Below are 13,809 nucleotides of genomic sequence, written 5' to 3'. Positions count from 1 at the left end.
GAAACCAAATCATGGCTGTCGCTTGACTCTTTGGGGGTTCTGGAAGAGAGCGGTACAGCCATAGCCTGCCCCGCGTCCAGCCTCAACATCCACCCCGTGAAGGTCGAGGCGAACTGGCGAGATTTCGTCCTTGCGGGTGCCGACAGTCACCTCTTCCGATTCTGTCGCGAACCTACGCCACACCATTGAGAACAACAGGAGAAGTCGTGCGACTCAGAACTCTGTCCATCATTCCCTTTGCAGTGATTGCCATGGTCGCTGCCGGCACCACGGTAGTCTCCGCTGACACCGGTGCGCCGCTGCCCAGCGCGGTCACGGCTGCCGCTCAGGCTCCGGTAGACCTTCGATCAGCCGGTACCTTCGCTATTCTGTCGCAATCGGGCGTCACCGACGTCTATGCGTCTGCCATCAAGGGAGATGTTGGGGCCAGTCCAATCACCGGTGCAGCCATCGGTCTGGCGTGCTCAGAAGTCACCGGGACGATCTTCGCGGTCGATGCGGCTGGGCCACCATGCGCCGTGACTGCTCCCACAGTCCTGACGACGGCCGTAGGCGACGTGGGGGCTGCATACCTTGACGCCGAGGGCCGAACGTTCCCCGATTTTGTCGACCTGGGCGCTGGAGAAATTGGCGGACTGACCCTTGCCCCTGGCCTCTACAAATGGAATACCGACGTCAACATCTCAACGGACGTCACCCTCTCGGGTGGCCCGACTGACGTATGGATCTTCCAGATTGCCGGAACCCTTGACCAGGCTGCCGCCAAGAACGTGACCCTGGCCGGCGGAGCACAGGCCAAGAATGTCTTCTGGCAGTCCGCCGGCGCGGTCACTCTCGGAACAACCGCGCACTTCGAGGGAACAATCCTCTCCAAGACGATGATCGCCATGAAGACCGGTGCATCCACGAATGGCAGGCTCTTGGCGCAGACGGCAGTCACTCTCCAGATGAACACCGTCACGCTGCCTGCTCTGTAAGCTCTCGGGCGACATTGGAGCCGGGGTCAAGGGGACACTGTCCTCTCGGCCCCGGTTCTTTCTGTCCTCGCTAAGGGGCGGGGTCGAGGCCCGCCGAGTCGACGATGCGCGCATGGCCACGCCATCGTCGACGGCATAAGTGGCACCCACGACGGCGAGGCGACCGCTCGCGATGCGATCCGCGACCAGGCGGGAACGTTCGGGCAGCAGCCGCAGCGTTGCCGCACATGCTCGGCGTCGACCACCATCCAGCGGCGGTCAGGCCAGACCCCGCGGCTCGACGCGGGCCTGCTGGGCAGGGCGGATCACGGTGCGCCGGTGGATTCGGGTTCAGGCGTCGACGATGACGGGGATGATCAGCGGACTGCGGCGGTGCTGGCGGTGGGCCCAGGCCGAGACCGCCCGACGGACGAGCTCCTCGATCTGGTCGAGGTCCTGGATGTTCTCCCTGGCGGCGCTCGTGAGGGCCTTCTGGATCGACGGCACCGCCGTGTCGAAGTCGATGGCGTCGGGCTCGAAGCCGTGGGCGAGGAAGTCCGGCTTCTCGCTGAGCTGGCCGGTGTCGGGGTCGACGATGCAGACGATCGTGATGACGCCCTCCTCGGCGAGGGTCCGGCGCACGTGCAGGGACTCCTCGGTCGCGCCGCCGACGGTCATCGCGTCGACGTAGACGAGGCCGGCCGGGACGGAGCCGGTGATCGAGGCCCGTCCATCAATGAGGTCGATGACCGAGCCGTCCTCGGCGATGATCGCGCGGTCCGGGGCCACGCCGGTGCGGATCGCGAGATCGGCGTTGGCGCGCAGGTGGCGCCACTCGCCGTGGACCGGCAGCACGTTGGTCGGCCGGACGATGTTGTAGCAGTAGGCCAGCTCGCCCGCGCTGGCGTGGCCGGAGACGTGGACCTTGGCGTTGCCCTTGTGGACCACGTTGGCGCCCCAGCGGGTCAGCTCGTTGATGACGCGGTAGATCGCGTTCTCGTTGCCCGGGATCAGAGAGCTGGCGAGCAGGACGGTGTCACCCTCAGTGATGCGGATCGGGTGGTCACGGTTGGCCATCCGGGACAGGGCCGCCAGGGGCTCACCCTGCGAGCCGGTGCAGATCAGGGTGATCTTGTTGGCGGGCAGGCGCTCCAGGGCCTTCAGGTCGACCACGAGGCCCTTGGGGATCGTGAGATAGCCGAGGTCGCTGGCGATGCCCATGTTGCGGACCATAGACCGGCCGACGAAGGCGACCTTGCGCCCGTGGGCGTGCGCAGTGTCGAGGACCTGCTGGATGCGATGGACGTGGCTGGCGAAGCTGGAGACGATCACCCGTCCCGCGCCGGTGCGGAAGACGGTCTCGATGGCGGGGGCGAGCTCACCCTCGGAGATGGTGAACCCCGGCACCTCGGCGTTGGTGGAGTCGACGAGGAACAGGTCGACGCCCTCCTCCCCGAGTCGCGCGAACGCCCGCAGGTCGGTGACCCGGCGGTCGAGCGGGAACTGGTCCATCTTGAAGTCGCCGGTGTGCAGGACGATGCCGGCGGCGGTCCGGATGGCAACCGCCAGCCCGTCGGGGATCGAGTGGTTGACGGCCACGAACTCGCAGTCGAACGGCCCGAGCCTGCGCCGCTGCCCCTCCTGGACCTCGGTGGTGACCGGGGTGATGCGGTGCTCCTTGAGCTTCGCCTCGATGAAGGCCAGCGTCAGCTTCGAGCCGACGACGGGGATGTCCGGGCGCTCGCGCAGGAGGTAGGGGACGCCGCCGATGTGGTCCTCGTGACCGTGGGTCAGGATGATGGCGTCGATCTTGTCGAGACGGTCCCGGATCCAGGTGAAGTCGGGCAGGATCACGTCCACGCCCGGTTGGTGCTCCTCGGGGAAGAGCACCCCGCAGTCGACGATGAGCAGCCGGCCGGCATGCTCGAAGACCGTCATGTTGCGGCCGATCTCGCCGAGACCGCCCAACGGCACGATGCGCAGGCCGTTGGCCGGCAGCGGCGGGAGGCCGCTGTCCCTGCGTCGGGACCCGCGGCGGCTCATCGGGGCGCCACGATCATGGCGAGGGCGTGCAGGAAGGCTGACGGGGGCGGTGCCTGGGTCAAAGGGGGTCCTGTTCGGTCCGGCGTCGGGCGGGCTGTGCGGCTCTCAACGGTAGTCGATGCCGGATCGGGCCAGGACCGACGCAGCGGCCACGGATCGGCCCGAAGGTCGGCCGGTGGCGCAGGCGGGTCAACGCGCGATCGGACCCCCCGTTGCCTCACGTCAAGAGGTCCGGGAGCGGCGCTTCGTTGCCCCCCCGGAATGTCCGCCTGGGCGGGGCTGCCGGTGGCGGGCTTGGCGGCTGGCTGGCCCTTGGCAGGGGCCAGGGTCAGCAGCTCGTCTCACAGCCCCTGGATCTCCAGATCGGTATGCCGCGCCGCGGCGGCTCGATCCTCGGGCAAGACGGCCGTGAGGCCGTGCTCAAACCGGACGACATGGTGCTCTCCGACAGCGCCCGGCCGCTCACGCTCGTCATGGAGGAACGCTTCGCCTGGGAGGTCTTCCTCCTTCCAAAGCCAGGCTCCGCGGGTTGGACGCCGAGCTGAGCACCCTGACCGCGATCGCCATGACCGGTTCGGTGGGGATGACTGGTGTCGTCTACCAGTTCCTGTCGGGACTGGCGGCCGACATCGACGCGCTGGAGTCCGACCCGACGGCGGACGCGCTCAGCGAGCGCGCGGCCGACCTCATCGCGACGCTCATCCAGTCACAGTTCGGCATGCCGTGAGGCGTCAACGACCCGGATGCCGTGCTGCGAGAAAGGGGATGCGTTCCATCGCCGAGCTCGTCCAAGAGCTGCGGCTGCGGGGTGGGGGAGTCGGCCTCTTCGCCGGGTGTGCGCGCACGACACGGGGATGGCGCTCGTCGTCCGAGTGACCGACTGAGGGTTTGCCTCCGGTGGGTCGAACGGTTCGCTGTGGTCGTCCCCGTCACAACGAGGGAATAATAGTCGACAAAGCCTTGGCTTGATCGCAAAAGAAGTGTAGAACATTAAGGGACGAAGACGTCCACCCATGACAGGAGACCACCGATGTCATCCGACACTCGTACCGGAGCCGCGCCCAGCCCGACCGGACCGCTCAGCACGATCGACTACAGCGAGCGCATCCCCAACAACGTCAACCTCGCCGGTGACCGCCGTCTGCAGCGCGCCCTCGAGGGCTGGCAGCCGAAGTTCCTCGAGTGGTGGAAGCAGCTCGGTCCGGCCCTGCCCACCAAGGACGTCTACCTGCGCACCGCGGTCGCCGTCGGCCGCGACGGCTGGGCCCACTTCGACCACGTGCCGATGGAGGAGTACCGCTGGGGCATCTTCCTCGCCGAGCAGGACCCCGAGCGCAAGGTCGCCTTCGGAAAGCACCAGGGGGAGCCGGCCTGGCAGGAGGTGCCCGGTGAGCACCGCGCCGACCTGTTGCGCCTCATCGTCATCCAGGGCGACACCGAGCCCGCTTCTGTCGAGCAGCAACGGATCCTCGGTGACACCGCCCCGAGCATCTACGACCTGCGCAACCTCTTCCAGGTCAACGTCGAGGAGGGCCGCCACCTCTGGGCGATGGTCTACCTGCTGCACGCCTACTTCGGCCGTGAGGGTCGCGAGGAGGCCGAGCAGCTGCTCAAGCGCAACTCGGGCGACCTCGACGCCCCCCGCATCCTTGGCGCGTTCAACGAGGCGACCACCGACTGGCTGCAGTTCTTCATGTTCACCTACTTCACCGACCGCGACGGCAAGTACCAGCTCGGCACGCTCAAGGAGTCGGCGTTCGACCCGCTCGCCCGCACCTGCGAGTTCATGCTCAAGGAGGAGGCGCACCACATGTTCGTCGGCACGACCGGCGTGCAGCGGGTGGTCGAGCGCACGGCCGAGCTGATGAAGGAGCACGGCACCGACGAGGTCTTCGCGCACGGCGGCATCCCCCTGAAGGTGATCCAGCAGTACCTCAACTTCCAGTTCTCCGTATCGATGGACCTCTTCGGGTCCGAGCAGTCGACCAACGCCGGCAACTACTACTCCTCAGGACTCAAGGGTCGCTGGATGGAGAAGCGTCGCAAGGACGACCACGTGCTGCTCGACGACACGCGGGAGATGAGCTACGTCGACGACGGTCAGATCCGGACCAAGACCGTCCCGATGCTCAGCGCCCTCAACCTCGACCTGCGCGATGAGTACGTCGCCGACTGCGCCAACGGGGTCCGACGCTGGAACCAGGCCCTCGAGGACGCCGGCCTGGAGGAGCGGCTCTTCCTGCCCCACGAAGGGTTCAACCGTGCGGTGGGCGCCTTCGCGCCGCACCACCTCAGCCCTCAAGGCGAGGTGCTCGACGACGCGACCTGGGCGGCCAGGAAAGACGACTGGCTGCCGACGGAGGCTGACCGCGAGGCCGTGGCGGCGCTGATGGTGCCCGAGTACGGCTACGGCAAGTTCGCTGGCTGGATCGCGGCGCCGTCATCCGGCATCAACGAGCAGCCCGTCGAGTTCGACTACGTGCACCTTGCCGAAGAAGGACTGGGCTGACGATGTCGCTCGCGTGGTCCCGGCAGGAGCGCCCGCTCTGGGACGTTGACAAGCGCAGGGTGATCGGTAGCGCCCCCGCCGGTGCCCTGGACGTCTCCTACGCCGACGACGCCGACCTGCCGGGTGACTGGTTCGTCACGACCGATGACGACCGGGTCGTCGGCTTCGGCTGGCTCGACTCGACCTGGGGTGGCGACACCGAGATCCTCCTTGCCGTCGCGTCCGACGCCCAGGGCTCGGGCGTGGGCAGCTTCGTCCTCGAGAACCTCGAGCGTGAGGCCGCGAGCCGGGGCACGAACTATGTCTACAACACGGTGCGCGACAGCCACCCGGACCGAGAGGCCGTGCACGACTGGCTGCTCGTGCGTGGCTACCGGGGCGACGAGCGTGATCTCGCGCTGCGCAAACGGGTGGGCGTCCGGGAGGCCGTCCCGACCCACCTCGCGGCATCCTCCGGCGGGGGGCTGCCCGAGGACACCCTCCCGCCGGGTGCTGAGGAAAGCGGCGGCTACGTCGACGTGGAGGACCACCGGTACTGACCGTGCTTTCAGATCCGTTGTCCTGCCTCGCCATCCATCCGGTCCCACTCGTCCTGCGCCCGACGGTGCCAGCGATTGTGTCGATCGTGGAACGTCGCGGCGGCCCGGGGGCCCGGCCAGTCGTGGTCGAGCAGCTCGCTCGGCAGGTCGGGGTCGAGGAAGGGGAAGAGCCGCCAGTCCTGGATGAGCCGCACCTGGCTGACGAAGGTCGCGGCGGCTGTCGTCGTCGCGACGCCCTCCAGACGGTCGATGAACTCGAGGTAGCGTGCTTCGACCCCGTCGAGGTCCCATGCCTCCGCGAGCAGTCGAGCAGGGTCCCCCGTCGACACGGCCGAGCCGACCCACGCGAAGGTGCGGTCGCGCAGGCCGAGCTCCTCGATGACGGCGCGGGCCCCCTCCTCCTTGCCCGCGTCGGGGACGACCCACAGGCCGGGGGAGGGCGAGCCCAACCCCAACCAGGTGAGCCGGGTCCGGAGGCGGTGGCGCAGCTGGCGCTGCGACTCCGGGACGCCGACGCTGATGACAAGCCAGCGGCCGTCCCAGTCGCGGGCCCCGCGCATGAAGCCGTAGATCCGCTCGGTGCCCTGCTGCAAGAGCTGCTCGCCCGTCGGCGTGAGCTGCCAACGGACCCGTCGCCCGTGCCGCGAGGAGTCGAGAAGGCCCTCGTTGGCCGTGCGCGAGAGGGCCTGCCGCGCGGACTTCTGCTCGACCCCGAGAGCGCCGAGGGCAGTGACCAGGGTGCCGGTCCAGACCTGCCCTCCCCGGGGGTGGACGAACTCTCCGAGCATCGTCAGCAGGAGCGATCGGGCGCTCGGCGCAGACGCGTCCCACGCGCGGGCGACGGCCTTGCCGTCGACCGGCCGCATGGATGTCTCGGCGGGCACAGGCATCGCTCCTTCATCGGGTCCGTGGTGGGCCGGAGTGCCGGACGAGCACCGCTCCGGTGAAACCAGGGGGCACGTGAACCGGCTCCTGGCGAAAAAACTACTACAAATGCTTGACGAGCAGCAGCGATTGAGTCGACTATTGTGAGGGCCTGCTCCACCCCGCCGACCCGATGGAGAGCGACATGACCGTCACGGACGACGCCACGACCGCGCGGACGGGGGACGGTGACAGAGTGGCCTCCGGCGCACCTCCTGTGGTGACGTTCGCGACCTCTCCGGCGAACTACCGCCACTGGCGGCTCGACATCGACGGAGCGGTCGCCACGGCGACGCTGACCGTCGACGAGGCCGGCGGACTCGTGCCCGGCTACGAGCTGAAGATGAACTCCTACGACCTCGGCGTCGACATCGAGCTCTACGACCTCGTCCAGCGGGTCCGCTTCGAGCACCCTGAGGTCACGGCCGTGGTCATGACGGGCGGCCTGGAGAAGATGTTCTGTGCGGGAGCCAACATCCGCATGCTCGCCCAGTCCTCGCACGGCTGGAAGGTCAACTTCTGCAAGTTCACCAACGAGACCCGCAACGGCATCGAGGACGCGACCGCCAACTCGGGGCAGACGTGGATCGCTGCCCTCAACGGGACCGCGGCGGGCGGTGGCTACGAGCTCGCCCTGGCCTGTGACCAGATCGTCCTCATCGATGACGGGGCCTCCACCGTCTCGTTGCCGGAGGTCCCGCTGCTCGGCGTCCTCCCGGGCACCGGTGGCCTGACCCGGGTCGTCGACAAGCGTCACGTGCGCAAGGACCGGGCGGACCTCTTCGCCACCAAGTCCGAGGGATACCGCGGCAGCACGGCCGTGGAGTGGGGACTCGTCGACGCGACGGTCCCGCGCAACGGCTTCGCCGGCGAGATCGCCCGACGTGCCAACAAGGCGGACCAGGCTTCCGCACGCCCCGCGGACGCCGTCGGTGTGGAGCTGACCGCGCTCGACCGGCGCGAGCGCGGCGACGAGATCACCTACCCCTACGTGTCCGCCAGGATCGACCGGGCCGGACGCCGCGTCGACATCACGGTCGAGGCTCCCCTGGAGGCACCGCCGGCAGACGCGGCGGCGGTCCTCGCCCAGGGCGTCGACTACTGGCCGCTGGCGCTGTCCCGGGCCCTGGACGACCTCATCCTGCACCTGAGGACCAACGAGCTCGAGATCGGCACGTGGGTCCTGAGGGCAACCGGGGATGCCGACCTCGTCCTCGCCCACGACGCCCAGCTGCACGACCTTGCCGACGACTGGTTCGTGAACGAGGTGACGCACTACTGGAAGCGCACGCTCAAGCGCCTCGACGTGACCAGCCGCAGCCTCTTCGCGGTGATCGAGCCCGGCACGGCCTTTGCCGGCCTGCTCCTGGAGCTCGCGCTCGCCGCCGACCGGCAGTACATGCTCGACGGCGTCTACGAAGACGTCGAGCCTGACGCGGATCCGGCCACGATCGTGCTGACGGCCTCCAACGACGGCACCTTCCCGATGGGCAACGGCCTGTCCCGACTGGAGTCCCGCTTCTGGGGCCACGAGGACGAGGCAGCGGCCGCTCGCGGACGAGTCGGCGAGAAGCTCGACGCCGCAGCCGCGGTCGAGGTCGGCCTGGTGACGATGGCCCTCGACGACATCGACTTCGAGGAGGAGCTGAGGATCGTCCTCGAGGAGCGTGCCTCCCTCTCCCCGGATGCCCTCACCGGCATGGAGGCCAACCACCGTTTCGTCGGACCGGAGACGACGGAGACCAAGGTCTTCGGCCGCCTGACGGCCTGGCAGAACTGGATCTTCATCAGGCCCAACGCTTCCGGCCCCGACGGCGCGCTCAGCCGGTACGGCACCGGCCGAAAAGGCGACTACGACCTCAAGAGGGTGTGACCGTGTCCGCAGCCTTCAACGCCGAGGTCTGGCTCGTCGAGCGTCAGATCGAGGCCGGTCGCGCGGACCACGTCGCCATCCGGGGGAGCCGCGACCTCACGTATGCCGAGCTCGCCGAGCTCGCCTCCCAGGTGGCCGCCGGTCTGCGCTCCCTCGGACTGCGTCGCGACGACCGGGTCGTCCTGGTCACCAACGACGACGTGGCCATGGTCGGTGCCATCCTCGGAGCCTTCCGGGCGGGCCTGGTCGCGGTCCCGGTGTCCACCATGCTCGGTGGCAACGAGCTCGGGGAGATCATCGCCGACTCCGGCGCGCAGGTGCTGCTCGCCAGCGCCGCCTACCAGGCCCAGATCGAGCAGGCGGTTGCGCGCTCGCCCGAGCTGCGGCACGTCGTCACCGACGGGGACTTCACCCCGAACGTGCCCGACGGAGTGAGGGTCTCCTCGTTCAGCGACCTCGTGACGTCCGGTGAGCGCGCCGATGCAGAGCTGCGGTCCGTCGCGCCCACCACCGACGACTCGTGGGCCCTGTGGCTCTACACCTCGGGCACGACCGGCTCACCCAAGGGCGCCATGCACCGTCACGCCAACATCCGGCACGTGTGCGAGACCTACGGTGACCAGGTCCTCGGCATCACTCCTGACGACGTGTGCCTCTCGGTGGCGAAGCTGTTCTTCGCCTACGGCATCGGCAACTCCCTGTTCTTCCCCCTCTCCGTCGGGGCGACGACGCTGCTCGAGCCCGCTCGGCCGACCCCGACGGGCATCGGGGCCAGGGCGCGGGCCGATCGGCCCACGCTCTTCTTCTGCGTGCCCACCTTCTACGCCGCGCTGCTGGCCAGTGACCTTCCCGACGACACGTTCGCCTCCGTCCGGCTCGCGGCGTCGGCGGGGGAGTCCCTGCCGGCGGCCCTCCAGGACAGGTTCCTCAAACGGTTCGGCGTCGAGATCATCGACGGGATCGGGTCGACGGAGGAGCTGCACATCTTCTTGTCGAACCGGCCCGGCGAGATCCGCCCCGGCACGACGGGCCGGCCGGTCCCCGGCTACGACATCCAACTGCGCGACCCGACCGGGGAGATCGTGCCCGACGGGCAACCCGGCTCGCTCCATGTCCGGGGGGAGTCGATGGCCCTCGGCTACTGGCGGCGCACGGACGCCAGCCGCGCGGTCTTCGTCGGGGAGTGGCTCAGCACCGGAGACACCTACGTGCGCTCCGACGACGGCTTCTACACCTGCCTGGGCCGCTCCGACGACCTGCTCAAGGCCGGCGGCATCTGGGTCTCACCCGCCGAGGTCGAGGGCCGCCTCCTGCAGCACGCAGCCGTAGCGGAGGTGGCAGTGGTCGGCCTGCCGGACAGGGACGGGCTCGACAAGCCGGTCGCCGTCGTCGTGGCGGGCTCACCGGTCACCGACGCCGAACTCATCGCCTGGTGCCGCGACGGACTGGCCCATTTCAAGGCGCCCCGTCACGTCGTCTTCGTCGACGAGCTGCCGAAGACGGCCACCGGCAAGATGCAGCGTTTCAAGGTGCGTCGGCTCGTGGCCGAGCTGGACCGGACGGCGCCGCGCGCCGCCGCCGCGCCCGAGCCCGGCGCCCCGCGCAGCGCCGCGCCGACCGGAGCCACCCCATGAGCCGGGTCGAGGTCGACCTGCTCATCGTCGGCGCGGGTCCCGTCGGTCTCTACGGCGCCTACTACGCAGGCGTGCGAGGGCTGACGACGGCCGTCGTCGACTCGCTCAGCCAGGTCGGTGGCCAGGTGACGGCGATGTATCCCGAGAAGCAGATCTTCGACATCGCCGGCTTCCCGTGCGTCTCGGGGCGCACCCTGGTGAGCAACCTCGTCGAGCAGGCAGCGCCCTACGCGCCGACCTACCTGCTCGGGCAGGAGGCGCAGACGCTCGCCCGCGTCGCCCGCGACGGCCAGCCCGACCGCCTCGTCGTCCAGACGGGCTCGGGCACCGAGATCGCTGCGGGAGCCATCGTCGTCACGGGAGGCATCGGCACCTTCACGCCCCGCCCGCTGCCGGCGGGTGAGGACTTCCTTGGCCGTGGCCTCGAATACTTCGTGCCCTCCTCCGCCGGGTATGCCGGCAAGCACGTCACGATCGTCGGCGGCGGGGACAGCGCCGTCGACTGGGCCCTGATGCTCCACCCCATCGCCGAGACGGTGACGCTCGTGCACCGACGTGAGCAGTTCCGGGCCCATCACGGCTCCGTTGAGCAGCTCAAGGGCTCCCGGGTCGAGGTCATCACCAAGGCGCAGGTCACCGCGGCCCACGGTCAGGGCTCGCTCGAGCGGATCGAGCTCACCGTGACCGGGGAGGAGGAGCGCCGTGAGCTGCGCTGCGAGAGGCTCGTCGCCGCCCTCGGCTTCACGGCCAACCTGGGTCCGTTGCGCGAGTGGGGGATCGAGCTGCACGACAACCGTCACCTCGTCGTCGACTCCGCGATGCGCACCAACCTGCCCGGCGTCTTCTCGGCGGGCGACATCACCGACTACGACGGCAAGGTCCGCCTCATCGCCGTCGGCTTCGGGGAGGTCGCGACGGCGGTCAACAACGCCGCGGTGCACCTTGACCCCCGGGCCCAGATCTTTCCCGGCCACTCGACGGACCACCCCACCCCAGTCCCCCAGCCCGCCTGACCGCAGGAGGAACACATGCCCTACGTCATCGCCTCGCCGTGCATCGACATCATGGACAGGTCGTGCATCGAGGAGTGCCCGGTCGACTGCATCTATGAGGGGGAGCGCAAGCTCTACGTCAACCCCAAGGAGTGCATCGACTGCGGTGCGTGTGAACCCGTCTGCCCCGTCGAGGCGATCACCCAGGACCGGCGGGTCGCCGACGAGGACGTCTCGTTCGTCGAGGACAACCGGCGGTTCTTCGTCGAGGTCCTCCCCGGCCGCGCCGAGCCGCTCGGCGCCCCCGGAGGCTCGCACAAGACCGGGCCGATCGGGGTCGACACCCCCATGGTCACCGGCCGCTAGGTCGCCGGCGTGCTGGACGGCACCCCCCTCATCGACGCGCACGTCCACGTGCCGTCGCTCTCGAGCCTGCGCCCGGCGTGGCTGCAGTGGGCCCGGGACTTCGGGCCCGAGGGCATTCTCGAGGAGGTCTGGGACGTCGAAGGTCGCCCCCGGCCGGCACGGCTCGACGCGCTCTTTGCCGAGCAGGGCGTCGACATCGCGCTGCTGTTCTGTGAGTACAGCCCCAAGGCCACGGGGATGCAACACTTCGACGACCTGCTGCCCCTCGTCGAGCACAACCCGCAGCGGTTCCGCCCCGTCGCCAACGTCAACCCCCACCTGCACTTCCCGATCACCGAGGAGCTGACCCGCCAGCTCGACCACGGGGCGGCGGCCCTCAAGCTGCATCCCGTCCACGGCGGGTTCCGTTGCGACAACGCGAGTCTCTACCCGGCATACGCAGTCCTCGAGCAGCGGCAGGTGCCGCTCGTCGTCCACTGTGGGACCAGCTCGTTCCCCGGCTCCGCCAACGAGCACGCCGACCCGCAGTTCCTGCTTCCGGTCGTCCGCGACTTCCCCGGGCTCGATGTCGTGCTGGCCCACGGGGGCCGCGGCTGGTGGTACGACACCGCCGCGTTCATGGCACTCTCGAGCGAGAGGGTGTGGATCGAGCTGTCGGGGCTGCCGCCCAAGCGACTTCCGGAGTACTACTCCCGCCACGACCTCGCCCGCCTCGCCCGGCGCTGGATCTTCGGCACGGACTGGCCGGGGGTCCCGGGCACCGCACGCAACGCCCGCGCCGTCGCCGACCTCCTCACCCCGGAGACCGCCGCAGCCGTCCTGGGGGGCAACGCACAGCGCGTGTATGCCGGGCTGCCGCCGATCCCGGCGGCCGTCGACGCCGCTGACGCCGCCGACACCGAGAAGGAGTGAGCCGTGCCGATCTACGCCCTCGACGACCTCGAGCCACGGATCCATCCCACTGCCTACGTGCATCCCGACGCCGTCGTCATCGGCGCGGTGCGGATCGGCGCCGGGTCCTCGATCTGGCCGGCCGCGGTGCTGCGGGCCGACTTCGGCAAGATCGTCGTCGGTGAGCGCACGTCGATCCAGGACGGCACCGTCCTGCACACGACCGAGCAGTGGCCGACCGTGATCGGCGACGACTGCGTCGTCGGCCACAACGCGCACCTCGAGGGCTGCACCGTGGAGGACCGGTGCCTCATCGGCTCGGGGTCCGTGCTCCTCAACCGCGTCGTCGTGCGCCACGGCTCGGTCGTGGGCGCCAAGGCCCTGGTGCCGGAGGGCATCGAGATCCCCAGCGGACACCTGGCTCTCGGCGTCCCGGCCCGGGTGCGTCCGATGGACGCGGACGTGCAGGCCGAGTGGATCGCGTTCGGCGTGAAGGAGTACGTCGGCAACGCCCAGCGCTATCGAGATGGTCTCCGCAGGATCGACGACGAAGGGAATCGGCATGAGTGAGCACGAGATCCAGGGCCGTCCGGCCAGCGAGCTGAGTGACGCTGAGCTGGAGCAGCAAGGAACCCAGGCGCACGCCACCCGCAACTGGGTCTTCCTCCACGGCAGCGCGGAGCAGTTCGCGCGCCACACGACGCGGATGCTGGAGCTGGAGCAGGAGTACGTGCACCGGTTCCCCCGGCGGACCTGGCAGGGCTCCGGGGGCTCCGGGGGCTCCGGGGGTTCCGTCGCCTCCCGGGGCTCAGACCCGGCGGTCTCCGGCGACGGCTCGGGGACCCCGGACCCGGCGCTCGCCTTCCTGCAGCGCCTCGCCGACGCGGGGGGCCGACTCCACAAGCTCGAGGCACACCAGGCGGCCCGTGAGGTCGGCCTGGCCCGGGCCGCGGTGGCCCGGCTCTACACCGCGGACCCGGCGCTGGTCGGCACCGAGGGCGAGGACCGCGTCCTCACCGGGGCGGGACGCGAGCGCCTCCGCGCGGGTGCGTAGGCAGCGTTCGGCCCTGCCCGTCGGGCAA

At 69.5% G+C, this 13,809-nt stretch carries 15 protein-coding genes; 13 read left to right on the top strand and 2 right to left on the bottom strand.

Annotation, left to right across the window (positions count from 1 at the left end; all coding sequences use genetic code 11):
• Together ACLL9L_RS08730 and ACLL9L_RS08725 are read left to right on the top strand one after the other, a co-directional pair.
• Positions 1–189: hypothetical protein (locus ACLL9L_RS08730; protein WP_411284258.1), on the top strand; the 189-nt coding region annotated here is incomplete at its 5' end.
• A gap of 17 nt (positions 190–206) precedes the next feature.
• Positions 207–977, top strand: coding sequence for an ice-binding family protein (locus tag ACLL9L_RS08725; protein ID WP_411284257.1), 771 nt, complete (start codon positions 207–209; stop codon positions 975–977).
• Between the two features lie 330 nt (positions 978–1,307).
• Here ACLL9L_RS08725 and ACLL9L_RS08720 read toward each other — a convergent pair whose 3' ends face one another.
• A complete protein-coding gene (locus ACLL9L_RS08720; RefSeq protein ID WP_411284256.1) occupies positions 1,308–2,999 on the bottom strand; it encodes a ribonuclease J in 1,692 nt (563 codons plus the stop codon).
• A gap of 248 nt (positions 3,000–3,247) precedes the next feature.
• Here ACLL9L_RS08720 and ACLL9L_RS08715 point away from each other — a divergent pair, with 248 nt between their 5' ends.
• The 4 genes from ACLL9L_RS08715 (at position 3,248) to ACLL9L_RS08700 (ending at position 6,047) form a co-directional block, all read left to right on the top strand.
• Positions 3,248–3,544, top strand: coding sequence for a hypothetical protein (locus ACLL9L_RS08715; RefSeq protein WP_411284255.1), 297 nt, complete (start codon positions 3,248–3,250; stop codon positions 3,542–3,544).
• On the top strand, positions 3,529–3,726 hold the full coding sequence (locus ACLL9L_RS08710) for a hypothetical protein (protein WP_411284254.1): 198 nt from the start codon (positions 3,529–3,531) through the stop codon (positions 3,724–3,726). The genes ACLL9L_RS08715 and ACLL9L_RS08710 overlap by 16 nt, the downstream gene beginning before the upstream one ends.
• A 303-nt stretch (positions 3,727–4,029) precedes the next feature.
• Positions 4,030–5,508, top strand: a complete 1,479-nt coding sequence (gene boxB / locus ACLL9L_RS08705) for a benzoyl-CoA 2,3-epoxidase subunit BoxB (RefSeq protein WP_411284253.1) — start codon at positions 4,030–4,032, stop codon at positions 5,506–5,508.
• 2 nt (positions 5,509–5,510) lie between these two features.
• Positions 5,511–6,047, top strand: a complete 537-nt coding sequence (locus tag ACLL9L_RS08700; RefSeq protein ID WP_411284252.1) for a GNAT family N-acetyltransferase — start codon at positions 5,511–5,513, stop codon at positions 6,045–6,047.
• Between the two features lie 8 nt (positions 6,048–6,055).
• On the opposite strand, the gene ACLL9L_RS08695 is transcribed toward ACLL9L_RS08700, so the two are convergent.
• The gene (locus tag ACLL9L_RS08695) at positions 6,056–6,937 is read right to left on the bottom strand and encodes a PaaX family transcriptional regulator C-terminal domain-containing protein (protein ID WP_411284251.1); all 882 of its coding nucleotides are present in this window, start codon (positions 6,935–6,937) and stop codon (positions 6,056–6,058) included.
• Positions 6,938–7,116: 179 nt separating this feature from the next.
• Between ACLL9L_RS08695 and boxC the strand changes: the two genes are divergently transcribed.
• Genes boxC through ACLL9L_RS08660 form a run of 7 tightly spaced genes read left to right on the top strand, consistent with a single transcriptional unit; the run spans position 7,117 to position 13,781 of the window.
• A complete protein-coding gene (gene boxC, locus ACLL9L_RS08690) occupies positions 7,117–8,844 on the top strand; it encodes a 2,3-epoxybenzoyl-CoA dihydrolase (RefSeq protein WP_411284250.1) in 1,728 nt (575 codons plus the stop codon).
• A gap of 2 nt (positions 8,845–8,846) precedes the next feature.
• Positions 8,847–10,478 (top strand): benzoate-CoA ligase family protein, encoded by a 1,632-nt coding sequence (locus ACLL9L_RS08685; protein WP_411284249.1) that lies wholly within the window; start codon positions 8,847–8,849, stop codon positions 10,476–10,478.
• Entirely contained in the window at positions 10,475–11,491 is a 1,017-nt protein-coding gene (locus ACLL9L_RS08680; protein WP_411284248.1) for an NAD(P)/FAD-dependent oxidoreductase, read from the top strand. The genes ACLL9L_RS08685 and ACLL9L_RS08680 overlap by 4 nt, the downstream gene beginning before the upstream one ends.
• A 15-nt stretch (positions 11,492–11,506) precedes the next feature.
• Entirely contained in the window at positions 11,507–11,836 is a 330-nt protein-coding gene (fdxA, locus tag ACLL9L_RS08675) for a ferredoxin (protein WP_411284247.1), read from the top strand.
• Positions 11,837–11,845: 9 nt separating this feature from the next.
• Positions 11,846–12,748: an amidohydrolase family protein gene (locus ACLL9L_RS08670; protein WP_411284246.1), complete on the top strand. Its 903-nt coding sequence runs from the start codon at positions 11,846–11,848 to the stop codon at positions 12,746–12,748.
• Positions 12,749–12,751: 3 nt separating this feature from the next.
• Positions 12,752–13,297 (top strand): gamma carbonic anhydrase family protein, encoded by a 546-nt coding sequence (locus ACLL9L_RS08665; RefSeq protein WP_411284245.1) that lies wholly within the window; start codon positions 12,752–12,754, stop codon positions 13,295–13,297.
• A complete protein-coding gene (locus ACLL9L_RS08660; RefSeq protein WP_411284244.1) occupies positions 13,290–13,781 on the top strand; it encodes a DUF6158 family protein in 492 nt (163 codons plus the stop codon). The genes ACLL9L_RS08665 and ACLL9L_RS08660 overlap by 8 nt, the downstream gene beginning before the upstream one ends.
• Positions 13,782–13,809 lie beyond the last annotated feature (28 nt).

Source organism: Lapillicoccus sp. (assembly GCF_046595215.1).
Taxonomy (GTDB): domain Bacteria; phylum Actinomycetota; class Actinomycetes; order Actinomycetales; family Dermatophilaceae; genus Lapillicoccus.
The sequence above is the reverse complement of the archived record's forward strand: the minus strand, read 5'-3'. Positions and strand labels throughout refer to the sequence as shown.